Below are 23738 nucleotides of genomic sequence, written 5' to 3'. Positions count from 1 at the left end.
CGCGGCGGGCACGACGGGGACGGTCCGGCGGGAGACCGCGGCGGCGTCAGGCGACCTTGGTGATCCACGTCTTGATGTCGTCGGGCGACAGCGTGCCCTTGGCCGTCACGTGGTCCCCGGAGGACTCCCCGCGCAGCCGGCGGCCGATCCACGGCACCAGGAACTCGCGCGCCCACTGCACGTCGTCGCGGCGGATGTCGAGCGTGCCGCGCGGCGGCAGCGGCGGCCAGGGCTGCTCGGGGTCGGCGGGGAGGTCGATGCCGAGGAGCCGGCCGGCCCGCAGCGCCACCCGGGTGTGCCCCTCGGGCGAGAGGTGGAGCCGGTCGTCGCCCCACGCCCGCCGGTCCTGGAGCGCCTTGAGCGACCAGAGGTCGAGCACGGGGCAGCCGTAGCGGTCGGCCACCGCGCGGACGTGACCGTTGTACGTGGCGATCTTGCCGCGCAGGTGCTTGAGCACCGGGACACCGCGGGTGTCGAAGCCAGTCGTCACCACGACCGTGCCGATGGCGGCGGTCAGCTTCGCCACGGCGTCCTCGAACCGCTCGGCCACCTCGTCCGGGTCGGTGCCGGGCCGGATGATGTCGTTGCCGCCCGCGCAGAACGTGACGAGGTCGGGGGCCAGTTCGACGGCCCGCGGCACCTGGTCCGCCACGATCTGGTCGAGCAGTTTGCCGCGCACCGCGAGGTTCGTGTACTTGAAGTCGCCCTCGGGGCGCCGGTCGGCGAGCACCACCGCGAACCGGTCGGCCCAGCCGACGTACGAACCGTCGGGACCGGGGTCGCCGACGCCCTCGGTGAAGCTGTCCCCCACCGCCACGTACGACCCGATCACCGCTCTGCTGTCACTCTTCGAATCGTTTGCCACGTCGCACCATGATTCACCTCCCGATGTGACTTACGCGACCGTAGGAAGGGGTTGACGAACGGTGAGATAAGCCACTCGTAAACAGTTTCCCAACTCGGAAATAACCTTCGCACCAAGGGCGTTGAAGCGACGATTTGCGCACCGGGGACGAACACTTCGCGGGCACTGCCTTAAGGCGGACGCACCGAGGGCCGGACCCCGGGATCGGGGTCCGGCCCTCTGCGGTCCGCGGCGGCGTCAGCCGACGGTGACCCCGTGCTCGCTCAGGTAGGCGACCGGGTCGACGTCCGAGCCGTAGTACGGCGTGGTCCGGATCTCGAAGTGCATGTGCGGGCCGGTCACGTTGCCCGTGGCGCCCGACAGGCCGATCTGCTGCCCCTCGGTCACGGTCTGCCCCGTGGAGACGGAGAGCTGCGACATGTGGGCGTACTGGGAGTACTTGCCGTCGGCGTGCTTGATGACGACCTCGTTGCCGTACGCGCCGTCGTAGCCGGCGGAGACGACCGTGCCGGCCGCGATGGCCTTGACGCTGGTGCCGGTCGGGACGACGAAGTCGACACCGGTGTGGTAGCCGCTGGACCACATGCTGCCGGCGACGTGGTAGCCGGTGCCGATGGTGGCTCCGGTCACGGGGAGGGTGTAGCCCGTGGACGTGGAGGCCGAGTCGGCATGCGCGCCGGAGTCGGTGGAGGTCGTGGCCGCGGTGGCGTCGGACGAGCCGGAAGTGGCCTTCTGGGCCGCGGAGTTGGACTCCGTCGACGAGGAGGTCGTCGCCGTGGTGGAGGCGCCCGCCGTCGCGGAACCGGTGCCGAGCGTGAGCTTCAGGCCGGCGTGGATCAGCGATGGGTCGGAGCCGACGGCCGCGCGGTTGTCCTGGTAGAGCTTCTTCCAGCCGCCGTCGACGTGGTGCTGCTCGGCGATCCGCGCGAGCCAGTCGCCGGACTTCACCGTGTAGGTCGTGGCGCCGTGCGCGGCGGACTGCTGCGCGGGGGCGCTCTGCTGCGTCGCCGCGTGCGCTCCGGCGGCGCCGATCAGCGGCAGGGCGAGCGCCATGCCGCCGGTGGTGCCGGCGACGGCGATGGTGCGGGTGAGGCGCTGGGCCTTCGAACGGCGGTGCTTACCCTGTGCGGGCATGGCTGTTTCCTCTCCGGCGCCTGCGGGGCGAGCTGTCGGGTTCGGGCTGGAGATGCCCGGCCGCGAGAGAGCGGCTTCACCCCGAGCCGTTCCGGGAACCGGAACAGGCGGTCGTGCCTGTGGGTCCCCCGCTCCTGCCGTGCACGGGTGGGTGTGTGGAGTTCCGGGCGGCGGCAGGATTGGGCGTCCGTCCGGATCGGAGGTGAACGTAGGCGAACCGAACGTACGGAAACAAGCACGACCTTGTCCGCCATGGCCCTTTCTTGATCCTTTGCCCGGAATTCCGGTGACCCTGTGTGCAATTTCGCCGGATGCGGCATTTCCAATTGCCGCGGAACTCAACGGAATTCCGAGAGCGGAACCCGCCACGGACGGTCACGAATATGACGCTCCTCACCAGGACCCGGTGAACCCCTCTTTATCTGCGCCTCATTCGGGGCGAATGCACCATTGCGGACACATCGGCGATGTCGCGCACCGGTGCGGAAATCGGGCCGTCCCGCGGGCGGCGGGCCGTGTCGTAGGGTCGGAGCGCCACCGTCGGCGACACGTGGAGCCGCGCCGCCGGGGCCGTATGGAGGGAGTCCCCGTGACGCAGCGAGTGCCGTCGACCGAACCCGAGCTGACAGGCGTCCGCAACTTCCGCGACGTGGGCGGACTGCCCACCACGGACGGACGCACGGTGCGCCGCGGCGTGCTGTTCCGCAGCGGTCACCTGGCGCACGCGACCGGGGAGGACGCGGTGTTCCTCGGCTCCCTGGGGCTGCACACGATCTTCGACTTCCGCAACGAGGCCGACCGCCGCCTGGAGGGCCCGGACGTCGAGCTGCCGGGCGTGCGCAACGTGAACCTGCCGCTGAGCGACCCGGCGGACGGCTCCGGGTTCTGGAAGATGATCCGCGAGGGCGACGTCGACCAGCTCCGCTCGCTGCTGGGCGACGGCAAGGCGGAGAACCGCATGATCGCGTCCTACCGCGAGATCGTGACGACCCGCACGGCCGAGCACTCCCGGGTGCTGCGCGCGATCGCCGAGGACAGCGTGCCGGTGCTGATGCACTGCGCGGCGGGCAAGGACCGCGCGGGCCTGTCCGTCGCGGTGACCCTGCTGGCGGTCGGGGTCGAGCGGGACGCGATCCTCGCCGACTACCTGGAGTCGAACGCCAAGCACAGGCGCTACAAGGTGCGCCGCAGCGGCACGTCCGCCGATGCCTACTCGCCCGAGGTGATGGAGCTGCTGAGCCCGCTGTTCGACGCGCGCGCCGAGTACCTGACGGCGGCGCTGGAGACGGTGGAGCGGACGTGGGGCGGCACCGACGCCTACCTGGAGGAGGGCCTCGGCCTGGACGCGGCGGCCCGGGAGCGGCTGCGCGAGCGGCTGCTGGACTGAGTACCGCGGTCCGGTTCCGCCGTCACTTCGCGCCGACCGAGAACAGCAGGTAGATGAACCCGGCGAAGAAGTGGCCGACCGCGATGTAGATGAGCAGGCGGATCCACAGGGCGCGGGGGAACTTCTCTTCCATGTCGGTCATGACGTCTCTCCGGGGAGGGAGTGCCCCGCGGCCGGGCCGAGGCACAGGGCGGCGGTGGGGCTCTGGAGCAGGGTGTGGACGAAGAGGAGGTCGACCCCGTCGGCGTCCTCCGCGGCGATGCGGTGCGGGGTCAGCGAGTCGAAGTGGGAGCTGTCCCCCGGTGCGAGCAGGTGCGTGGTGTCGCCGAGCCGCAGCCGGAGCCGCCCGGTGAGGACGTACAGCCACTCCTCGCCGGGATGGACGCGCACGATGTCGCCCTGGGAGCCGTGCGGGACGTGGACCCGCAGCGCCTGCATGGCGCGGCCGTGGGCGCCCGCCTGCCAGTACGTCCAGCCGCCCGCCCGGGTGGGTTCCATGGCGGCGGCGCGCACGACGGAGTCGCGGTCGGCGACGGTCTCGCCGAGCAGTTCGGAGACGGTGGTTCCGTACACGCGGGCCAGCGCGAGCAGCATGGGCAGCGACGGCTGGCGGCGGCCGGTCTCCAGGCGGGAGAGGTGGGCCGGCGAGAGCCCGGCGGCGCGGGCGGCGGCCTCCAGCGTGAGGGCGGCGCGCCGGCGCAGCGCCCGGAGCTGGGGCGCGACGGCGGGGAGGTCGCCTGCGGTGCCGTCCGCGGGCGGATCCGGGGGCTCGGGCCGCTCGGACTGTTCGGGGTGCTCGGAGGAGCTCATGCCTCCATTGAGCCGCAGGCGTTGCCTCTGAGGCAAATTTGTTGCCTCAGAGGCAAAAACTGTCGGGAGCCGGGTCGGCTAGCGGTTCGCGACCGCCTGCTTGACCAGTGTCCTGCCGAAGTCCCACATGAGTCCACCGCCGCTGTGTGCGTCGTCCATCACGGCGGTGAACGCGTCGACGAACCGGTCGACCTCGCGCTCGCCGATGGTCAGCGGCGGGATCAGCTTGATCACTTCGAGGTGGTCGCCGGAGACCTGGGTGAGGATCCGGTGCCGCTGGAGCAGCGGCACGACGACCATCTGCGCGAACAGGCCCTTGCGGGCGGCCTGGAGCATGGTCCAACGGCCGCGCAGCTTGAGCGACTTGGGCCTGCCGAACTCGATGCCGATCATCAGGCCGCGACCGCGCACGTCGGCGAGGAGTTCGTACTTGTCGGTGAGCGCGGCCAGCCTGTTCTTCAAAACCTCGCCGGTGGCACGGGCGTTGGCGACGATCTGCTCGTTCTCCATGACCGACAGCACGGCGAGGCCGGCCGCCATGGCCTGCGCGTTGGCGCCGAAGCTCGCCGAGTGCACCAGCACCCGGTCCATGGAGGAGTAGACCTTCTTGAAGATCCAGTCCTTGCCGAGGGTCGCGCCGACCGGCACGTAACCGCCGGACAGCGCCTTCGCCACGCACACCAGGTCGGGTTCGACGCCCTCCTCGTGCTGGTAGGCGTAGAAGTCGCCGGTGCGGCCCAGGCCGGTCTGCACCTCGTCCGCGATGAGCAGCGCCTTGTGCTTGTGCAGCAACTCCTGGGCGGCGCGCAGGTATCCGGGCGGCGCCTCGTACACGCCCTTGCCCTGGATCGGCTCGACGACGAGGGCGGCGACGTCGCCCTTCTTCAACTCCCGTGCCAGCGCGTCGACATCACCGAGGGGGACGGCGGTGTCGGGCAGCAGCGGTGCGAAGCCGTCGCGGAAGCCGTCCTCGCCGTTGACGGAGAGGGAGCCGGTGGTCAGCCCGTGGAAGGCGTGCTCGCAGTAGAGGATCCTCGGCCTCCCGGTGGCGTACCGGGCGAACTTGAGGGCCGTCTCGACGGCCTCGGTGCCGCTGTTGCCGAAGAACACCCGGTCCAGGTGCGGACTGTGGGTGAGCAGCTTCTCGGCGAGCAGGCCGGGCAGCGGCTGGCAGTCGAAGCGGGTGAGGTCGGCGAGGCCGGCGTCGAGGACGTCGTGCAGCGCCTTGCGGACGACGGGGTGGTGGCGACCGATGCCCATCACGCCGAAGCCCGCGAGCATGTCGAGGTAGTCGTTGCCGTCCGCGTCCCAGAAGTACGCGCCCTCGGCCCGCTCGTAGACCCGGTCGAAGCCGATGGTGTGGAGCATGCGCGGGAGTTGGTGGTTCAGGTACTTGGTGTGCAGTTCGTAGCGCTCGGCTCCGCGCTCGGACAGGACCGCACCGAGGTCGAACTCCTTGGTCATTCGGGTTTCTCCTTGCCTGCGAGACTTGCGCTGATCCGGCCGGCCACCTCGACGGGGGTGAGACCGATGTCCGCGAGCAGTTCGCCACGCCGCGCGTGCTCCAGGAACTGCTCGGGGATGCCGAACCGCCTGACGGGGACGTCGACCTCGGCGTCGCCGAGGGCCAGTGCGACGGCACTGCCGACGCCGGCCGCGCGGCTGTTGTCCTCCACGACGGCCACCAGCCGGTGGTCCGCCGCGAGCGGCGCGAGCGCCGGGTCGACGGGCTTGACCCAGCGGGGGTCGACGACCGTGCAGCCGATGCCGCGCGCTTCGAGCAGCTCGGCGGCCTGGAGGCAGACGGGCGCCATGACGCCGACGGCGACGAGCAGCACGTCGGGGTGCGCGCCGCCGCGGCGCAGCACGTCGAGGCCGCCGATCCGGTCGACGGCGGGGATCTCGGGGCCGACCGACTCCTTGGGGAAGCGGACGAGGGTGGGGGCGTCGTCGACGTCGACGGCCTCTCGGAGCTGCGCGCGCAGCTGGGCGGCGTCGCGCGGGGCGGCGATGCGCAGGCCGGGCACGACCTGGAGCACGGACATGTCCCACATGCCGTTGTGCGAGGCGCCGTCGACGCCGGTGACGCCGGCCCGGTCGAGGACGAAGGTGACTCCGCACCTGTGCAGGGCGACGTCCATGAGGAGCTGGTCGAAGGCGCGGTTGAGGAACGTGGCGTACACGGCGACGACGGGGTGCAGTCCGCCGGTGGCGAGGCCGGCCGCGGATACGGTGGCGTGCTGCTCCGCGATGCCGACGTCCCACACCCGCCCGGGGAACCGTTCGGCGAAGGGCCCGAGTCCGACGGGGTGCAGCATCGCGGCGGTGATGGCCACGACGTCGTCGCGCTCCTCGCCGATCCTGACGATCTCGTCGCCGAACACGGAGGTCCAGGACGGTCCGCCGGCGGGGGTGAGGGGCTCGCAGGTGAGCGGGTCCATGGCGCCGACGGTGTGGAAGCGGTCCTCGTCGTGGGCGAGGGCGGGCTCGTAGCCGCGGCCCTTCTCGGTGATGCAGTGGATGAGGACGGGCCCGTGGAAGCGCTTGGCGCCGCGCAGCGCGGCCTCGACGGCGGCGATGTCGTGGCCGTCGACGGGGCCGACGTACTTGAGGCCGAGGTCCTCGAACATGCCCTGCGGCGCGAAGGCGTCCTTGAAGCCCTTCTTGGCGCCGTGCAGGGAGTCGTAGAGGGTGCCGCCGACGACGGGGGTGCGCTGGAGGACGTCCTTGCCCCAGGCGAGCACCTTCTCGTAGCCGTCGGTGGTGCGCAGCACCGACAGGTGCGCGGCGAGGCCGCCGATGGTGGGCGAGTAGGAGCGTTCGTTGTCGTTGACGACGATGACGAGCGGGCGGTCCTTGGCGGCGGCGATGTTGTTCAGCGCCTCCCAGGCCATGCCGCCGGTGAGCGCCCCGTCACCGATGACGGCGACGACGTGGCCGTCGAGGCCGCGCACCTCGTTGGCCTTGGCGAGGCCGTCGGCCCAGCCGAGCACCGTGGAGGCGTGGCTGTTCTCGATGACGTCGTGCTCGGACTCCGCGCGCGAGGGGTAGCCGGAGAGGCCGCCCTTGCTGCGGAGTTTGGAGAAGTCCTGACGGCCCGTCAGCAGCTTGTGCACGTAGCTCTGGTGGCCGGTGTCCCACAGGATGCGGTCCACCGGGGAGTCGAACACCCGGTGCAGGGCGACGGCGAGTTCCACCACGCCCAGGTTGGGGCCGAGGTGGCCGCCGGTCCTGGCGACCGCCTGCACCAGGAACTCCCGTATTTCCTCGGCGAGTTCACCGAGTTCCGCCTCGGACAACGCTTTCAGGTCGCGTGGTCCCCGAATGGTCTCCAAGATGGTCACGCCGGCCCCCTCTCGGTTCGTGCCGTGTCTCGTCCCGACTTCACCACGGGTGCCCCGTGGCACCCGGCGCACCGCTCTTCGCGGCCCGCCGGCGCCCCGGGGAGTGCCCGGGGCGCCGGCGGTCGGTGCGTCAGCCCCCGGCGACCGTCTCGCGCATGGCGCGCAGGGACTCCTTGAGGGAACCCATGGTGGCGAGGACGGCGGTGGGCTCGTAGCCGCAGTGCGCCATGCAGTTGGCGCAGCGCGGGTCCTTGCCGCGGCCGTACTTGTCCCAGTCGGTCTCCTCGATGAGCTCCCGGTAGGTCGGCACGTAGCCGTCGCTCATCAGGTAGCAGGGGCGCTGCCAGCCGAAGAGCGAGTAGTTCGGGATCGCCCAGGCCGTGCACGGGAAGTCGGCCTTGCCCTCCAGGAAGTCGAGGAACAGGGGCGAGTGGTTGAGGCGCCACTTGGCCCGGTTGCCGCCCGAGAACGCCTTCTTGAAGAGTTCGCGGGTCTGCTCGACGCCGAGGAAGTGCTCCTGGTCGGGCGCCTTCTCGTAGGCGTAGGCGGGCGAGATCATCATCTCGTCCACCTTCAGGTCGTCATTGAGGTAGTTGAGCACCTCGATGATCGTCTGGGGGGTGTCGGTGTTGAAGAAGGTGGAGTTGGTGGTGACGCGGAAGCCGCGCCGCTTCGCCTCCTTGATGGCCTCGACCGCCTCGTCGAAGACACCCTCCTTCGCCACGGACTCGTCGTGACGCTCGCGCAGACCGTCGATGTGCACGGCGAAGGCGAAGTACGGCGAGGGCGTGAACTTGTCCATCTTCTTGCGCAGCAGCATGGCGTTCGTGCACAGGAAGACGTACTTGCGCTTGGCCACCAACTGCCGCACGATCTCGTGGATCTGCGGGTGCATCAACGGTTCTCCACCGGCGATGGACACCATCGGGGCACCGGACTCCAGGACCGCTCCGACGGCCTGCGCCACCGGCATGCGCTGCTTGAGCACCCCGGCCGGGTGCTGGATCTTGCCGCATCCCTCACACTTCAGGTTGCAGGCGAAGAGGGGCTCGAGCTCCACGATGAGGGGGAACTTGTCGCGCTTGCGGAGCTTCTGTTCAGCCAAGTACGTAGCGACCTTGATGGTCTGACGCAGCGGCATGGCCATGGGGCTCACCTCCTGGGGAGAAGCACATTTCGGTGCCATTCAAAAAAAGCGGGCAGTACGGAACGGAGTACGCGAAAAGCTGATATTCCACCGCGCACCGTGCCGATCCGGACGAGTTCGTGTTCTGGAGCGTCCACGACCACCCGGACGGCCGCAACCGGGCGCGGGCCCGTGCGGACGGCGCCGAGCAGCGTGGCCGCCGACTCCATGTCGACCGCGAGGGCGCCGGTGGCCCGCAGGGCGGACCGTTCGGGTCCGCGGACGACGTGGTCGGAGCCGGTCATCGGCCCCGTGTGCACGGCACGGCCCGGAAGGGCGCGTGTCAGTTCCTTGACCAGCAGCTCGGTCCCCACGCACGGCGTGGTGCCGCGCGGGTCCCGGGTCTCCTCGGCGACCACCAGGTCACCGGGGTGCATGCCGGGCGCCAGTCCCGCGCAGAACCCGGTGGCGAGGACGGCGGCGCCGTCCAGCACCGGATCGGCCAGGGCCCGGCCGACGGCGCGTTCCGCCGCCTCGGGCCCCATCCCGGTCCGCAGGACCGTGACCGGTCCCGCCGCACCGCCGCGGTCGCCCAGACGCAGGGCGGCGTGCTCGATGCCGAGCGCGCAGGCGATCAGCAGCGGAGCCGCGGCGGGCCGGGTGCTCACCGGCGTCCCGCGGGCTCGGCGAACGGGTCGCCGTGCACGTAACGGCCGAGAGCGGTAAGGGGAAAGACCTGTCGGTAGAGGTTGTAGTTGATGGAGAAGTCCCAGGGAAAACCGGTGCCGGTGAAGTAGGGCTCGTCCCACGAGCCGTCCTCCCGCTGGGTCTCGGCCAGCCACTCGACGGCGCGCTCGACGGCCTTCGACTCCCGGTCGCCGGCCGCGAGCAGCGCCAGCAGCGCCCAGCCGGTCTGCGAGGCGGTCGAGGCACCGCGCCCGCTCCAGTTCGCGGCGTCCTGGTAGGAGCGCAGGTCCTCGCCCCAGCCGCCGTCGCTGTTCTGGACGTTCTCCAGCCAGGTGACGGCGCGGCGCACCGCGGGGTGCGAGCCGGGCAGTCCGGCCGCAACCAGTGCGGGTACCACGGCACCGGTGCCGTAGACATAGTTGACGCCCCAGCGTCCGAACCACGAGCCGTCGGGCTCCTGTTCGGCGAGGAGCCAGTCGACCCCGCGCCGGGTGCGCGGGTCGTCGGCCAGGCCCTCGATCGCCAGCATCTCCACGACGTGCGCGGTGACGTCCGCGGACGGCGGGTCGATCACCTCGCCGAAGTCGCAGAACGGCAGGCGGTTGGGGAACGGGCTGGTGTTGTCGACGTCGAAGGCGCCCCAGCCGCCGTTCTTGGACTGCATGCCGAGGTTCCAGCGCACGCCCCGTCCGATGGCCTTCTCGATCCGCTCCGGGTCGTGGTGCTTGACCCGGCGCAGTGCGAGGGCGACCTCGGCGGTGTCGTCGATGTCGGGGTAGTTGTCGTTGTGGAACTCGAACGCCCAGCCGCCCGGCGGGAGTTCGGGTCTGCGCACCGACCAGTCACCGGGCCGGACGATCTCCTCCCCGAGCATCCAGTCGGCGGCCTTGACCAGTTGGGGGTGGTCGGCGGGCACGCCCGCGTCGGCGAGCGCGATGGTGGCGAGGCAGGTGTCCCACACCGGCGACTGGCACGCCTCGATCATCCGGGCACCGTCCTCGCGCCACACGGCGAACCGGTCGAGGGACTCAAGTCCCGCGCGCATGACCGGGTGTTCGAGGTCGTAGCCGAGCAGGTGCAGGGCGATGACCGAGTAGACGGCGGGTGGCTGGATGCCGCCCCAGCAGCCGTCGTTCTCCTGGCGTTCGATGATCCAGCGTGCGGCCGAGTTCATCGCGGACCGGCGCAGCTTGCCCGGCACCACCTTGCGGAACGCGTGCAGCGCCCGGTCGATGCGCTGGAACGCGCCGTCCCAACTGGCCACCGGGGCAAAGGGCTTGGCGGGGTTGGGGTTGTCGGGGTCGGTGTGCAGTTCGTCGAGCGGGAACGGCGCGGGACGCACCGGGCGGATCGCCGAGACGATCGTCAGCGGTACGACGGTCTGCCGGGCCCAGCACCCGAAGTCGTAGATGTTCAGCGGCATCCACGTCGGGAAGTAGATGATCTCCGGCGGGAGTTCCGGCAGGTCCTCCCACTTCCACCAGCCGAACAGGGCCAGCCAGATCCTGGTGAAGACGCGGGCGGCGACGATACCGCCCTCGTCCCTGATCCACGCGGACGCCCTGGCCATGTGGGGTTCGTCCGGCGCGTCGCCCGCCAGTCGGAGCGCCACGTACGCCTCGATGGTGGCGGACAGGTCCCCGGGGCCGTTGTAGAAGTTGGCCCAGGTGCCGTCCTCGCGCTGCTCGCCGCGGATGAAGAGCGCGGCGGCACGGGTGGTGGCCTCGTCATGGATGCCGATGAACTGACGCAGGAGCAGGTCTTCCGCGTCCATCGTGACGTTGGTTTCGAGATCGCCCTTCCACCAGCCCTCGGCGTCCTGCCTGGAGAGCAGGAAGTCGGTGGCGCGCCGTACGGCGCGGGTGGCTGCCTCGTACACCCCGGCCGCCTCGGGGGTGTGGGTTTCGCGGGCCGCGGCAGCGTGGGGCGGCAGGGCCCCGGTGCTTCCGTCGGTCGTCGCTGTCATGGCTTCCCCTTCTTGCAGTTGTGTCTCTCTGCTTGGGTCCGCCGTCGGCCGGTGCTCCCGCACCGACCGGCGACTACGCGAGGGTTAATCGACCGATAATGATCATCTCTTTCGTACGACGACGAAGTCGGCGAGCGCCGTGAAGCCGGCCCGGACGTGGTCCGGCATGTCGATGGCGTCGAGGGCCTCGATGGCGGTGATGTGCTGGCGGCGCGCCTCCTCGGCGGTCCATTCCCGGCCGCCGGCCTCCTCGATGAGGGCGGCGCGGGCGGCGAACTCCTCCTCCGAGAAGCTGTCGAAGTCGGTGCTCTTGGCGTCGGCGGCGAGCATCTCGCCGAGCCGCTCGGAGGCCGGTCCGCCGGCCGCGAGGGCGGCGACGACGGGCAGGGACTTCTTGCGCTGGCGCAGGTCGCTCCAGGTCTGCTTGCCGGTGGAGTCCGGGTCGCCCCAGATCCCGAGGAGGTCGTCGACGGCCTGGAAGGCCAGGCCGAGGTGGTAGCCGTACTTCTCCAGCGTGTCGGCGGTGCGGTCGTCCGCCCCGCCGAGCACGGCGCCGATGGAGCTCGCGCAGGCGAGCAGGGCGCCGGTCTTGTTGCCCTCCATCTCCAGGCACTCCGCGACGCTGACGCGGTCGCGGTGCTCGTAGGAGATGTCCTGGGCCTGCCCGTCGATGAGGGCGCGGGTGGCACTGGTCAGGCGCCGGGTGGCGCGGCCGGCCTCGACCGAGCCCAGTTCCAGGATGACCTCGTTGGCCAGCGCGAACAGGGCGTCGCCGACGAGGATGGCCTGCGCGGGGCCGTGCACCTTCCAGACGGTGTCCCGGTGGCGGCGCTGCTCGTCGCCGTCCATGAGGTCGTCGTGCAGCAGCGAGAAGTTGTGGACGAGTTCGACCGCCACGGCGCCGGGCACGCCGGTCTCCGGCTTCGCGCCGGTGACCTCGGCGGACAGCACGGCGAGGGCGGGGCGCACGGCCTTGCCGCCGTCGGCCGCGGCGGGGTTGCCGTCGGCGTCGATCCACCCGAAGTGGTAGGCGGCGACCGTGTCCATGGGAGGGGCCAGGCGGTCGACGGCGTCTCGCAGGACCGGTGCGGCCAGCGTCCGGCCGCGCTCCAGGAGCGCGGTCACGTCCACCGCGTCGGCAGCCTTCGATGCCGGGGGCACAGTGGGCACAGTCTCTCCTCTTGTTGCGGTACCGGTGGTGCGGGGGTGTGCCGCGTTCTGATGGAGCATCAGGCCGCCTCCTCGAACCGGAAGAGGTGGTCGCGGGGACGGCCCAGGGTGCTCAGCGCGGCGTCCGCCGCACCGATTCCGCTGCGGACCGCGCTCTCCATGGTCGCGGGCCACCCGGTGGCGGTCCACGCGCCGGCCAGGTAGAGGCCGGGGGCATTGGTGCGGGCGCCGGGCCGGAGCCGTCCGACGCCGGGCGTGGGGGCGAACGTCGCGGTGCGCTCGCGGGTCACGAAGAAGTCCCGTACCTCCGCGCCGCGCGCCAGCGGCAACAGCCGTTCCAGCTCGGGCAGATACCGCTCGCGCAGCACGGCGACGGGTTCGTCGATCTCGTCCTGCACCGCGGACTGGGACAGCGCGAGGTACTGGCCCTCGCGCAGTCCGGACGCCTCGGTGCGGTCGAAGACCCACTGCACCGGGGTGCCGAGCGCGGCGACGAAGGGCCGGTCGAGGACCTTGCGGTCGTACACGACGTGGACGTTGAGGATCGGCGCGGTGCCGATCTCCAGCAGGTTCCCGGGGGCGTCGAGCGCGCCCTCCGGCAGCAGGTCGTGCGCCTCGCGCTGCGGCACGGCGAGGACGACGGTGTCGGCGTGCAGCGTCTCGCCGGGAACCTCGACGGCCCACCGTCCGTTCGGCAGACAGGAGACGGAGGTGACGCGTGTACGGACCTCGGTGCGCACGCCCGCGGAGTCGAGCGCCTTGCGGGCGAGCCGGTCGTGCAGTTCGCCCAGCGGGACGCGGGCCCAGCCGATGTCGGCCGCTCCCGGGTCGGACAGCAGACCTGTTTTGAACACCGTCGCCGCGAGGCCCAGCGAGGCCTGCGGGGCGAAGGCGTTGAGGGTGGCGACCCCGACGAGGTCCCAGAGCGCCTCGATGGCGCGGGGCGACTGGCCGTGCGCGGCCAGCCAGGTGGCGAAGTCCGTGTCGTCCAGGGCGGGATCGGCGAGGTCGAGCCTGCCCAGCGCGAGTGCGGCGCGTCCCACGGACGCGCGTTCGGCGAGCGAGAGGTGCGGGTAGGTCGCGAGGCTGCGGCCCAGGTGCAGCGGGACGGGAAGCGCGTCGCGGCGCAGTCTGCCGAGCCGTCTGCCCTCGGGTTTGTCCACGTCGACGACGGGCACGTCGAGGCGATCCTGGAGCGGGGCGAGCGCGGCGGCGTCGATCCGGTCGAGGAACCAGCGGTACGCGGTGCAGCACCGCAGGTAGACGTGCTGCCCGTTGTCGACGGTGAGCCCGCCGCGGTGGAAGGAGAACGCGAGCCCGCCGAGGCGCGGCCGGCCCTCCAGCAGGGTCACGCGCACTCCCGCGTCGGCGAGCGAGAGCGCGGCGGTCACGCCGGCGAGCCCGCCGCCGATCACGACCGCCTCCTTGGCGGGACCGCCCGGCCTGCCGGACCGTTCCGTCGTGTCGCCCCGCAGCCCTGTGGGCCGCGTGCCGTCGGTCATCGCACGTCCTCCCCCGCGTGCCCGTCGCGCGGAAGGATCTCCGCACGCCGGGTCGTCCCACACAGGGACGCCGCTCCACGGCGGAGGGTTGCGTGCCGCATGTCCGCGACCGGGCCGTCGTGGCCCACGTGCACCATCAGGCGCGCCTCCTGACGGTGCGGCGGGTGACGTTGCGGGTGTCCAGGCCGGACAGTCCGCGTACGGCGACGTACGCCTTCTCCCGTCCGGGCAGCGAGACGCGGCCGCGCAGGACCGCCTCGGGCTCGCGCTCGATGCGGTCGAGCAGCCGGCGGTAGATGCCGGCCATCGCCGCGACGCAGGCGCCGCTGCGGCGGTCGAGCAGCGGGAGCAGCCGGTAGCCCTCGGCGAACAGGGCGCGGGCGCGGCGCACCTCGAAGTGCACGAGTCCCGCGAAGTCCGAACCGGCGGGCGGCAGCGGCCCGTTGAACCCGGCCGAGCAGCCGAACTTGGCCAGGTCGTCGGCGGGCAGGTAGGTGCGGCCGCCCTCGGCGTCCTCGCGGACGTCGCGCAGGATGTTGGTGAGCTGGAGCGCGAGGCCGAGGGTGTCGGCGTACTCGGCGGCGTGCTCGGCTCCCGGGGCGCCCTTCTGGGGGCCGAAGATGCCGAGCGACAGCCGCCCGATGGCGCCGGCCACGCAGCGGCAGTAGACCTTCAGGTCGTCCCAGGTCTCGTACGTCTCGCCGCGGACGTCCATGAGGACGCCGTCGATGAGTTCGTCGAGCCCGCCGAGCGGGATCGGGAAGACGTCGGCGGCGTGCCGCAGCGCGACCGCGACCGGGTCGGTGTCGTCCTCGTCGACCGCGCCCTCGCGCACCCGCCCGAGCAGCGCGCGGGTGTCCTCCAGGCGCTTGGTCTTGACGTCGTCGCTCAGCGTTCCGTCGCCGATGTCGTCGACACGGCGCGAGAACGCGTAGAGCGCGGACATGGCCCGTCGCTTCGGTGCCGGCAGCAGCCTGATGCCGTACGCGAAGTTACGTGCCTGCTGTCCGGTCACGGCCTCGCAGTAGCTGTAGGCGGCGAGTACCGGCGGGGACACGTGTTGTTCCGACTCCACGGTCCGGATCACCCCTCTCCTCGCAGAGTCAGGCCCACCTCACGCAGCAACTGGATCTTGCCGGGCTTGGGCGGGCCGGGAAGCACGTCGTATTCGGCGGCGGCGATCGCTCGGACCGCCGCCCTTCCCCCCGCCACGAATCCCGCGAGCAGCAGCTTCAACCTGCCGTGGACGCTACCCACGAGGGGGATGCCTTCATTCAGCAGAGCGCGGGCGCGTTCCGCTTCGTATGCGACCAGCGCGCGCAACGATGCGCCCGCCGTGGCCGCCTGGAGATCCGTTTCCTGGACGTGAAAGCGTTTCAGGTCCGTACGGGGCAGATAGACGCGGTCACGCTCCAGGTCTTCCTTGACGTCCTGGAGGTGCTCGACGATCTGCAGTGCGGTGCACACCGCGTCGGAGTGACGGATCCGCTCGGGGGTCGAGGTGCCGGTGACGGCGAGGACGAGCCGGCCCACGGGATTGGCGGACAGCTCGCAGTACGCGAGCAGGTCGTCGTAGGTCTCGTAGCGCTTGACGAGCTGGTCCTGGCGGTTCGCGGCGATCAGGCCGAGGAACGGCTCGACGGGCAGCGCGCGCCGGCGCACCGTCGGCTGGAGCCGGCGCAGCAGCGGGTGGTTCGGGGTGGAGTCGTAGACGCGGCGCAGGTCGGCCTCGAACGCGTCGAGGAGGACGAGGCGGTCGTCGGCCTCCGCGGGGGAGACGCCGAGCAGCCGGGCGTCGTCACCACCGGGGGCCAGGTCGCCGTCACCGATGTCGTCGACCAGCCGGGCGAATCCGTAGACCGCCATGAGGTCGTCGCGCCAGGGGCGGGGCAGGAAGAAGGGGGCCACGGGGAAGTTCTCGTCCGCCGCCTTGTCGAGGGTGCCGCGCCCGGGTTCGTCGGTGCGTGCCATGCCAGTTCCCGTCACCGTGCGCTGCCCGGCGCGGGGACGGCACATTCTGCGCGGAGCTGGGGAGTTTCCGTAGCCATTGCCGTCACATCTCCCGTTCTACACTGCCGACGCAATACACACTATTTCGGACACGCCGCCCGGCTGTCCGCGCGGAAACCCGGTCGAGGGTGCCGCGCATTATCGCCCATCCTGCCGGGCGTCAGCACCGTTACAGCTTACGTTGTACAACGCAGGCACCTTCGGCGGGGGTGTCCCGCGCATCACAACAACACACCGATTGGCTTCAAGATTCCCTGGACGGGCGCGAGTTGACCCTTCCTTTACAGACGCAGGGCCCCGCCGGAGCAGTTCCGGCGGGGCCCTGAAACGGACAAGTCACCTGCCCGTGAATTTCTCGTATTCCTTGAGAACCTCTTCGGTCGGACCGTCCATCCGCAACTCGCCGCGCTCCAGCCACAGAACCCGATTGCAGGTGTCCCGGATCGACTTGTTGTTGTGACTGACCAGAAACACCGTTCCGGCCTCCTTGCGCAGTTCCCGGATGCGCTGCTCCGAGCGCTTCTGGAACTTGCGGTCGCCGGTGGCCAGCGCCTCGTCGATCATCAGGACGTCGTGGTCCTTGGCCGCCGCGATGGAGAACCGCAGCCGCGCCGCCATGCCGGACGAGTACGTCCGCATCGGCAGGGTCACGAAGTCGCCCTTCTCGTTGATGCCCGAGAAGTCGACGATGTCCTGGTAGCGCTCGCGGATCTCCTCGCGGGACATGCCCATGGCGAGGCCGCCCAGGATGATGTTCCGCTCCCCCGTCAGGTCGTTCATCAGGGCCGCGTTGACGCCGAGCAGCGAGGGCTGGCCCTCGGTGTAGACCCGGCCGCTCTCGGCGGGCAGCAGTCCGGCGACGGCACGCAGCAGGGTCGACTTGCCCGAGCCGTTGGAGCCGATCAGGCCGACGGCCTCGCCCCGGCGGGCCACGAAGGAGACGCCCCGCACGGCGTGCACCTTGCGCACCCCGCGCTCCTCGCCGCCGCGCTTCACGATGCGGCTGAGGGCCGCCGTGGCGCTGCCCTTGCCGGTCTTCGAGCCGTTGACGCGGTAGACGATGTGCAGGTCGTCCGCGATGACGGTGGGCCGCGGGTCCTGCGGCGCCTGTCCGGTCTCAGCCACGGCCGTACCTCTCCTCGGCCTTCCAGAAGTAGACGAAGCCGCCCAGCACGAAGAGCAGGGCCCAGCCGCCCGCCACCGCCCAGACGTGGCTGGGCAGGTTCTCGCCGCCGTAACCGTCGATGAGCGCGAAGCGCATCAGGTCCATGTAGATCGCGGCCGGGTTCCACTGGAGGACGTTCGCGAGCCACTGCGGCTTGTCGGCCAGCAGGATCGGGATGGAGAACATCACGCCGGAGGCGTACATCCACGTCCGCATCACGAACGGCATGAGCTGCGCCAGGTCCGGGGTGCGCGCGCCGGCCCTGGCCATGATCATCGCGAGCCCGGTGTTGAACAGGAACTGGAGGAACAGCGCCGGGACGATCAGCAGCCACGACATGCTCGGGTAGCTGCCGAACGCGCAGGCCACCACGAACAGCACGACCATCGAGAACAGCAGCTGCTGGAGCTGCTGGAGGGCGAAGGACACCGGCAGCGCCGCCCGGGGGAAGTGCAGGGCGCGCACCAGCCCGAGGTTCCCCGAGATCGCCCGCACGCCCGCCATCACGGAACTCTGCGTGAAGGTGAACGTGAAGACCCCGGTCACCAGGAACGGGATGTACACGTCGTGCGGCATGCCGCGGCTGGCGTTGAGGATGATGCCGAAGATGAAGTAGTACACGGCCGCGTTCAGCAGCGGTGTGGCCACCTGCCAGAGCTGGCCCAGCTTGGCCTGGCTGTACTGCGCGGTCAGCTTCGCCTGGGAGAAGGCGAGGATGAAGTGACGGCGGCCCCAGAGGCGGCGGACGTACTCGCCGAGCGAGGGGCGCGCGCCGCTCACGGCGAGCCCGTACTTGTCCGCGAGCTGTGCCGCCGTCAGGCCGGCGTCGGAGGACGGGCCGGTGTTCAGACCGACGGTCCCGTCCTGCGTTGTGTCAGTCACTAGTGGAAACCTTCGTCGTCTTCGGAATGCCCGGCCGGTGGGGCGGCGCGGACCGGACGCGGGGTGCGCGTCCGGTCCCTCGGCTGCGAGCCTGTCAGATGACCGGGGGGCGGCCCAGTCGGGTCAGCCGCCACACCGTGCGCCACTTCATGGGCCGGCGCGGACCGCACGGAGTGGACCAGCCTTCCCGGAAACCGCCCAGCCACGCCTTCAGCGCCGGCTTCGAGGGGCGGCGCGCCAGGGTGAGCAGCGCCCACACGCCCAGGTAGACGGGCACGAGCAGCGCGGGCAGGTTGCGGCGGGCGAGCCACACGCGGTTGCGGGCGACCATGCGGTGGTAGACGGCGTGCCGGGACGGGGCGGTCGTCGGGTGGTACAGGACCATGTCGGACCGGTAGTCGATCATCCAGCCCGCGTCGAGCGCCCGCCAGGCCAGGTCGGTCTCCTCGTGGGCGTAGAAGAACTCGTCGGGCAGTCCGCCGACCTGTACGAGAACCTCCGTACGCACGGCGTTGGCGCCGCCCAGGAAGGTCGTCACCCGCGACGAGCGCATCGGGTCGGAGGCGCGCAGCCGGGGGACGTGCCGGCGCTGGGTGACACCGGTCTCCGGGTCGGCGATGCGGAAGCTGATGATGCCCAGCTCCGGGTCGGCCGCGAAGGCCTCGCGGCACAGCTCGGCGGTGTCGGTGCGGGCCAGCAGGCCGTCGTCGTCCAGGAACAGCAGGATGTCGACGTCCCGGCCGCCGGGGCCGAACGCCTCGATGCCGACGTTGCGGCCGCCGGGGATGCCGAGGTTCTCGGGCAGCTCGACCGTGCGGACGCCCTCGGGGACGTCCGGCACCGGGGAGCCGTTGCCGACGACGACGACCTGGACGTGGTCGCCGTCCTGCTTGGCCACCGAGTCGAGCAGCGCGCGCAGCTCCTCGGGGCGGTTGCCCATCGTGATGACGACGGCGCCGACCTTCATGCCCGCGCTCACCGGAGCCTGCTCGAAGCCAGGATGGACACCAGGTGCAGCAGCGTCTGGAGTACGGCGATGCCGGCCAGGACCGCGATGCCGAGGCGGGTCCAGAAGAGGTCGCCGCCGATCAGGTCGAGGACGGCGACCAGCAGGATGAACAGGCTGGCCTCGACGCCGCCGACCAGGCGGTGGAACTTGAGCGCGGCCGCCGCCCGCCGGGCCAGTGCCAGCCCGGAGGAACGCGGCGCCGCGGCCTCGTCCCGGACGGCGGGCAGGCCGCTGCGGGCGCGGGCGACGTCGACGAGGTCCGTCTCGGCCTTGATGAGGATCGCGCCGAGCGCGGCCACCGTGCCGAGGAACGCCCAGAGCCACTCGGGGCCCTCGGCGCCGTCCCAGAGGTCGGCGCCGCGCAGGCCGAAGCCGACGAGCAGGGCCGCCTCGGAGAGGTAGTGGCCGACGCGGTCGAGGTAGACGCCGGTGATCGACGTCTGCCGGCGCCAGCGCGCGATCTCCCCGTCGACGCAGTCGAGCAGCAGGTACACCTGGATGAGGACGGCGCCGAGCACCGCCCCGCCCAGACCGGGGATCAGCAGCGCGGCGCCCGCCAGGACGCCCGCCACGACCATCAGGTACGTGAGCTGGTTGGGCGTGATGCGGGTGTTGGCCAGGAAGGGGTCGACGCGCAGCGACACCTCCCGCATGTACAGGCGTCCCGCCCAGTGCTCACCGCTGCGGCGGTCCTTCACCCCTTCGGGGTGCACGACCGGCCGGAGTTCAGCTACCGATGGCCTTGACATAGTCGGCGTAGGTGTCCTTGATCTGGTCGGTTTTCAGGTCGAGGTGTTCGAGGATCGTGAAGCGGCCGGGCCGGGTCTCCGGGGCGAACTCCACGGCGCGGACGAACTCGTCCACCGTGAAGCCGATCTCCTCGGGGAGCACGGGCAGCCCGTGGCGGCGCAGCACCTGGGCCATGTAGGCCGACTCCTCGTGCGCCCCCCGCAGGTACATCGCGAAGGCCGCGCCCAGGCCGCACTGCTCGCCGTGGCTGGCAGCGCGCTGGGGGAACAGCAGGTCGAAGGCGTGGTTGATCTCGTGGCACGCGCCGGAGGAGGGCCGCGAGTCGCCGGACACCGACATCGCGATGCCGCTGAGGACGAGCGCCTCGGCGAGCACCTGGAGGAAGCCGTTGTCGCCGATGCCGCCGGGGTGGCGCAGCACCGCCTCGCCCGCCTGCCGGGCCATGGCCGCCGCGAGGCCGTCGATCTTCTCGCCCTTGACGCGGTGGGCGAGTTCCCAGTCCGCGATGGCCGAGATGTTCGAGACGGCGTCGCCGATGCCGGAGCGCACGTAGCGGGCCGGGGCCTCGCGGATGACGTCCAGGTCGATGACGACGGCGATCGGGTTGGGCACGCCGTACGAACCGCGGCCCGCGTCGTTGTCGAGCGTCGCGACCGGCGAGCACAGCCCGTCGTGCGCGAGGTTGGTGGGGACGGCGACCAGCGGCAGCCCGACCCGGGCCGCCGCGAACTTGGCGCAGTCGATGATCTTGCCGCCGCCGAGGCCGACGACCGCGTCGTAGTGGCCGCCCTTCATCTCGCCGGCCAGCCGGATCGCGTCGTCCAGGGTGCCGCCGCCGACCTCGTACCAGGTCGCGCCGGGCAGGGTCGGCGCGATCCGCTCGCGCAGCCGGGCGCCGGAGCCGCCGCTGACGGCGACGGCGAGCCGGCCGGAGTGCGAGATGCGCTCGTCGGCGAGGACGCAGCCGAGGTCGTCGAGGGCACCCGGGCGGATGTCGACGACGACCGGTGAGGGGATCAGCCTGGTCAGTACCGGCACGCGATCTCCCGTCCACGGGCGAGGTCGTCGTGGTTGTCGATCTCGACCCAGTCGAGGTCGCCGATGGGCGCCACGTCGATCCGGAAGCCGCGGTTGACCAGTTCCTGGTAGCCGTGCTCGTAGAACTGCTGGGGGTCGGTCTCCCAGACGGTCTTCAGCGCGTCGACGAGTTCCGGGGCCGCGTCGCCCTCGATGAGGGTCACCCCGATGTACTCGCCGGTCGCCTCGGCCGGGTCCATCAGCTTGGTGATCCTCCGGACGCCCTTGACGGGGTCCACGACGACCTTCATCTCCTCGTCGGCGAGGTTCTTCACCGTGTCGAGGGCGAGGATGATCTTCCGGCCCTCGCCGCGGGCGGCGAGCAGCGTGTGCTCGACGGAGACGGGGTGCACGGTGTCGCCGTTGGCGAGGATCACGCCGTCCTTGAGGGCGTCACGTCCGCACCACAGGGAGTAGGCGTTGTTCCACTCCTCGGCCTTGTCGTTGTCGATGAGGGTGAGCTTGAGGCCGTACTTCGCCTCCAGCGCGGCCTTGCGCTCGTAGACGGCCTCCTTGCGGTAGCCGACGATGACCGCGACCTCGGTGAGACCGATCTCGGCGAAGTTGCCGAGGGTCAGGTCCAGGACCGTGGGCTCTCCCTCTATCCCCGCGGGCCCCACCGGCACCAGCGCCTTGGGCAGGCTGTCGGTGTAGGGGCGCAGACGCCGTCCGGCGCCGGCCGCCAGCACGAGGCCGATCATGCGGGTTCTCCTTCGTCGTGTACTGCGGGCGCCCCGCCCTTGTGGGCGGACACCCAGTAGGTGACGCTCTCGGCGAGCACCACCAGGGCGACGGCCACGGCGAGAACCGTGAGCGCGACCTTGAACTGTTCGGCGGTGAGCAGCGCGGCCAGGACCGCGACGGCCAGGGTGCGGCCCTCGTGACCGCCGACCGCCCGCACCAGCCAACGCGGCGGGGCGCCCGCGTTGCCGCGGATGCGGTAGACCGTGTCGTAGTGATGGTAGGCGACCGCGGACACCAGCCCGAAAGCCGCCGGAAGCACTCCGTTCATGTCCGCCTTGGCGGCCAGGATCAGCACGGTGCCGTACTCGGCCGCCCGGAAGAAGGGCGGGACCAGCCAGTCGAGGGCGCCCTTGAGGGGGCGGGCGACGGCCGCGCCGGAGAGCACGGCGTAACCGGCGGCGCATCCGGCGGTGGCCCACGAGGCGCCCCACACGGCGGCGGCGATCACCACGAGCAGGCCGCCCACCAGGGCGAGGACGGGCGCCGGGAGGCGCACCGCGCGGGTGACGCGTGCCACCGCCCCGGCGAGGGGACCGCTGTCGGTCAGGTCCTTGAGCGCCTGCGCGGCGCGCTCGGTGCGGCGGGCCTTGCGGGTCACCGACCGCAGCAGCCGCCCGCCGGTGGTGTACGTCGCGGCGAAGGCGCAGCCGATCAGCAGGACGTAGAAGGTGATGCGGGGCGTGGTGACCGCGGTGAGCACGGCGATCAGCGCCCAGCGCTCGCCGATGGGCAGCACGATCATGCGGCGCAGCCACACGGTCCAGCCGACGCTGTCGAGGCGGTCGGAGAGGGCGGCGGTGGGGCTGGTGTTGGCGGTGGCGTCGTGGTTCGCCTCGTTGAAGGAGAAGTCGACGACGTGCCGGCAGGTCTGGAGGACCATCGCGCCCAGGGCGAGCGCCCACACGTCGTCGCCGCCGCGGGCCGCGCCGAGCGCGAGCCCCGCGTAGTAGGCGTACTCCTTGGCGCGGTCGAAGGTCGCGTCGAGCCAGGCGCCGAGCGTGGAGTACTGGAGGGAGTAGCGGGCGAGCTGGCCGTCCGTGCAGTCCAGTACGAAGGAGGCGAGGAGCAGGACGCCGGCCGCCACGTACCCGGCGCGGGTGCCGGTGGCGGCGCAGCCGGCCGCGATCAGCGCGGTGATCAGCGAGGCGGTGGTGACCTGGTTCGGGGTCAGCCCGCGGCGGGCGCACCAGCGGGCGATGTAACGGGAGTACGGGCTGATGCAGTGCGTGGTGAAGAAGCCGTCGCGGGCCTTGACCGCCGACTTCAGGCGTATGGCCTCGTCGTCGACGGCGGCGACCGCGCGGCGCGTCTCCTCGCGGTCCTGCGGGAGCGAGGGGGTGGCGGCGACGAGACTGCCCAGCTCGGGGCGGTACACGTCGGTGCCGTCGGTCTCCAGGGAGGTGACCACGCGGTCGGCGAGGCTGTCCACCGCGAGGGCGGGGGCGCCGCCCTGCTCGGCGGGGGCGGCGGCGCGTACCGCGCCGGAGGTCTCGCGGGCCATCGCGCGGGTGAGCGCCTGGCGGCCCTCGGGCCGGGCCGTCACGGCGCCGGGCACCGCGGCGAGCGGGAACCGGGGGTCGGTGAGGCCGAGGCGCAGCGCGTGCACGTGGCCGACGAAGCGGCTGTCCACGACGGCGACGCGTTCGGCGGCCGGGACCCGCGCCAGGAGCGTCTCCGCCTCGGCGGCGTCGGCCGCGGTCCGGACGTCGAAGCCGAGCGTGCGCAGATCGCCCTCGATCGACGATCCGGGGGCCGGCTGACCGGTGAGGATTGCGGTCGACAACCGAACTCACTCCCTGGGTGCCGACGCGTACGCGCCGGTCGTGTGCATGGTGCGACGCCCACGGCCTGCGGCGTCCGGACGGCATGTCGGCAGAGGCTATCGGATGCGGGCCGCCCCGCGTTCACCGCCCGTTCACTGCCCGATCAACGGGCTCTGCCAGGGCCTTTGCCGAGATCATCATCGGCGATCCGGGGCCCGCGCCACAAACCACACCCCCAGACCCAGGCATACGCGGCAAAGGGCGCGACAGCGGCGAGCGGGGACGCTCCGCCCGTCGCGCCCCCGTCGCCGCGACCGCTCCCGGCGGCCGCGGCGACGGGTCCGGAC

The 23738-nt window shown here is 71.5% G+C and carries 22 protein-coding genes and 1 riboswitch; of the genes, 1 reads left to right on the top strand and 21 read right to left on the bottom strand.

The features are described from left to right. Positions 1 to 46: 46 nt before the first annotated feature. Together ACFZA0_RS24290 and ACFZA0_RS24285 are read right to left on the bottom strand one after the other, a co-directional pair. Positions 47 to 832 carry a GDSL-type esterase/lipase family protein gene (locus ACFZA0_RS24290; RefSeq protein WP_391020841.1) on the bottom strand — a complete coding sequence of 262 codons (786 nt, stop codon included), beginning with the start codon at positions 830 to 832 and terminating at the stop codon, positions 47 to 49. Between the two features lie 270 nt (positions 833 to 1102). Further along, the gene (locus ACFZA0_RS24285) at positions 1103 to 1999 is read right to left on the bottom strand and encodes a peptidoglycan DD-metalloendopeptidase family protein (RefSeq protein WP_391020586.1); all 897 of its coding nucleotides are present in this window, start codon (positions 1997 to 1999) and stop codon (positions 1103 to 1105) included. Positions 2000 to 2001: 2 nt separating this feature from the next. After that, a riboswitch (cyclic di-AMP (ydaO/yuaA leader) is annotated at positions 2002 to 2163 on the bottom strand. Between the two features lie 425 nt (positions 2164 to 2588). Here ACFZA0_RS24285 and ACFZA0_RS24280 point away from each other — a divergent pair. Then, positions 2589 to 3386, top strand: a complete 798-nt coding sequence (locus tag ACFZA0_RS24280) for a tyrosine-protein phosphatase (protein WP_391020584.1) — start codon at positions 2589 to 2591, stop codon at positions 3384 to 3386. A gap of 22 nt (positions 3387 to 3408) precedes the next feature. On the opposite strand, the gene ACFZA0_RS24275 is transcribed toward ACFZA0_RS24280, so the two are convergent. The 19 genes from ACFZA0_RS24275 to ACFZA0_RS24185 form a co-directional block, all read right to left on the bottom strand. After that, positions 3409 to 3528, bottom strand: coding sequence for a DUF6126 family protein (locus ACFZA0_RS24275; protein WP_391020582.1), 120 nt, complete (start codon positions 3526 to 3528; stop codon positions 3409 to 3411). Continuing rightward, on the bottom strand, positions 3525 to 4196 hold the full coding sequence (locus tag ACFZA0_RS24270) for a helix-turn-helix domain-containing protein (RefSeq protein WP_391020580.1): 672 nt from the start codon (positions 4194 to 4196) through the stop codon (positions 3525 to 3527). Before ACFZA0_RS24270 ends, ACFZA0_RS24275 begins: the two co-directional genes overlap by 4 nt. 78 nt (positions 4197 to 4274) lie before the next feature. Then, the gene (locus ACFZA0_RS24265; protein ID WP_391020578.1) at positions 4275 to 5660 is read right to left on the bottom strand and encodes an aminotransferase class III-fold pyridoxal phosphate-dependent enzyme; all 1386 of its coding nucleotides are present in this window, start codon (positions 5658 to 5660) and stop codon (positions 4275 to 4277) included. Further along, positions 5657 to 7540 carry a 1-deoxy-D-xylulose-5-phosphate synthase gene (gene dxs, locus ACFZA0_RS24260; protein WP_391020576.1) on the bottom strand — a complete coding sequence of 628 codons (1884 nt, stop codon included), beginning with the start codon at positions 7538 to 7540 and terminating at the stop codon, positions 5657 to 5659. The genes ACFZA0_RS24265 and dxs overlap by 4 nt, the downstream gene beginning before the upstream one ends. Positions 7541 to 7670: 130 nt before the next feature. After that, a complete protein-coding gene (gene hpnH, locus ACFZA0_RS24255; RefSeq protein ID WP_391020574.1) occupies positions 7671 to 8687 on the bottom strand; it encodes an adenosyl-hopene transferase HpnH in 1017 nt (338 codons plus the stop codon). Between the two features lie 5 nt (positions 8688 to 8692). Then, the gene (locus ACFZA0_RS24250; RefSeq protein ID WP_391020573.1) at positions 8693 to 9334 is read right to left on the bottom strand and encodes a 1-hydroxy-2-methyl-2-butenyl 4-diphosphate reductase; all 642 of its coding nucleotides are present in this window, start codon (positions 9332 to 9334) and stop codon (positions 8693 to 8695) included. Then, positions 9331 to 11319: a squalene--hopene cyclase gene (gene shc, locus ACFZA0_RS24245; RefSeq protein WP_391020571.1), complete on the bottom strand. Its 1989-nt coding sequence runs from the start codon at positions 11317 to 11319 to the stop codon at positions 9331 to 9333. The genes ACFZA0_RS24250 and shc overlap by 4 nt, the downstream gene beginning before the upstream one ends. Before the next feature lie 102 nt (positions 11320 to 11421). Then, on the bottom strand, positions 11422 to 12549 hold the full coding sequence (locus tag ACFZA0_RS24240; RefSeq protein WP_391020569.1) for a polyprenyl synthetase family protein: 1128 nt from the start codon (positions 12547 to 12549) through the stop codon (positions 11422 to 11424). Further along, positions 12549 to 13991 (bottom strand): hydroxysqualene dehydroxylase HpnE, encoded by a 1443-nt coding sequence (gene hpnE, locus ACFZA0_RS24235; protein ID WP_391020567.1) that lies wholly within the window; start codon positions 13989 to 13991, stop codon positions 12549 to 12551. The genes ACFZA0_RS24240 and hpnE overlap by 1 nt, the downstream gene beginning before the upstream one ends. Next, the gene (locus ACFZA0_RS24230) at positions 13988 to 14092 is read right to left on the bottom strand and encodes a DUF6380 family protein (RefSeq protein WP_391020839.1); all 105 of its coding nucleotides are present in this window, start codon (positions 14090 to 14092) and stop codon (positions 13988 to 13990) included. The genes hpnE and ACFZA0_RS24230 overlap by 4 nt, the downstream gene beginning before the upstream one ends. A 35-nt stretch (positions 14093 to 14127) precedes the next feature. Next, a complete protein-coding gene (gene hpnD, locus ACFZA0_RS24225) occupies positions 14128 to 15078 on the bottom strand; it encodes a presqualene diphosphate synthase HpnD (RefSeq protein WP_391020565.1) in 951 nt (316 codons plus the stop codon). Further along, entirely contained in the window at positions 15075 to 15962 is an 888-nt protein-coding gene (gene hpnC / locus ACFZA0_RS24220) for a squalene synthase HpnC (protein WP_391020563.1), read from the bottom strand. The genes hpnD and hpnC overlap by 4 nt, the downstream gene beginning before the upstream one ends. A 375-nt stretch (positions 15963 to 16337) precedes the next feature. Next, entirely contained in the window at positions 16338 to 17126 is a 789-nt protein-coding gene (locus tag ACFZA0_RS24215; RefSeq protein ID WP_391020561.1) for an ATP-binding cassette domain-containing protein, read from the bottom strand. Next, positions 17119 to 18048 (bottom strand): ABC transporter permease, encoded by a 930-nt coding sequence (locus ACFZA0_RS24210; RefSeq protein WP_391020559.1) that lies wholly within the window; start codon positions 18046 to 18048, stop codon positions 17119 to 17121. Before ACFZA0_RS24210 ends, ACFZA0_RS24215 begins: the two co-directional genes overlap by 8 nt. A gap of 94 nt (positions 18049 to 18142) precedes the next feature. After that, positions 18143 to 19015 carry a glycosyltransferase gene (locus ACFZA0_RS24205; RefSeq protein ID WP_391020838.1) on the bottom strand — a complete coding sequence of 291 codons (873 nt, stop codon included), beginning with the start codon at positions 19013 to 19015 and terminating at the stop codon, positions 18143 to 18145. An 8-nt stretch (positions 19016 to 19023) separates the two neighbouring features. Further along, positions 19024 to 19806, bottom strand: coding sequence for a CDP-alcohol phosphatidyltransferase family protein (locus ACFZA0_RS24200; RefSeq protein ID WP_391020557.1), 783 nt, complete (start codon positions 19804 to 19806; stop codon positions 19024 to 19026). After that, on the bottom strand, positions 19784 to 20845 hold the full coding sequence (locus ACFZA0_RS24195; protein ID WP_391020555.1) for an iron-containing alcohol dehydrogenase: 1062 nt from the start codon (positions 20843 to 20845) through the stop codon (positions 19784 to 19786). Before ACFZA0_RS24195 ends, ACFZA0_RS24200 begins: the two co-directional genes overlap by 23 nt. Further along, positions 20833 to 21585 carry a sugar phosphate nucleotidyltransferase gene (locus ACFZA0_RS24190; protein ID WP_391020553.1) on the bottom strand — a complete coding sequence of 251 codons (753 nt, stop codon included), beginning with the start codon at positions 21583 to 21585 and terminating at the stop codon, positions 20833 to 20835. The genes ACFZA0_RS24195 and ACFZA0_RS24190 overlap by 13 nt, the downstream gene beginning before the upstream one ends. Beyond that, positions 21582 to 23411 (bottom strand): DUF5941 domain-containing protein, encoded by a 1830-nt coding sequence (locus ACFZA0_RS24185; protein WP_391020551.1) that lies wholly within the window; start codon positions 23409 to 23411, stop codon positions 21582 to 21584. The genes ACFZA0_RS24190 and ACFZA0_RS24185 overlap by 4 nt, the downstream gene beginning before the upstream one ends. Positions 23412 to 23738 lie beyond the last annotated feature (327 nt).

The organism is Streptomyces sp. NPDC008150 (assembly GCF_042956945.1).
Lineage (GTDB): Bacteria > Actinomycetota > Actinomycetes > Streptomycetales > Streptomycetaceae > Streptomyces.
Note: the sequence above shows the minus strand (reverse complement) of the source record. Positions and strands in the feature narration are given on the sequence as shown.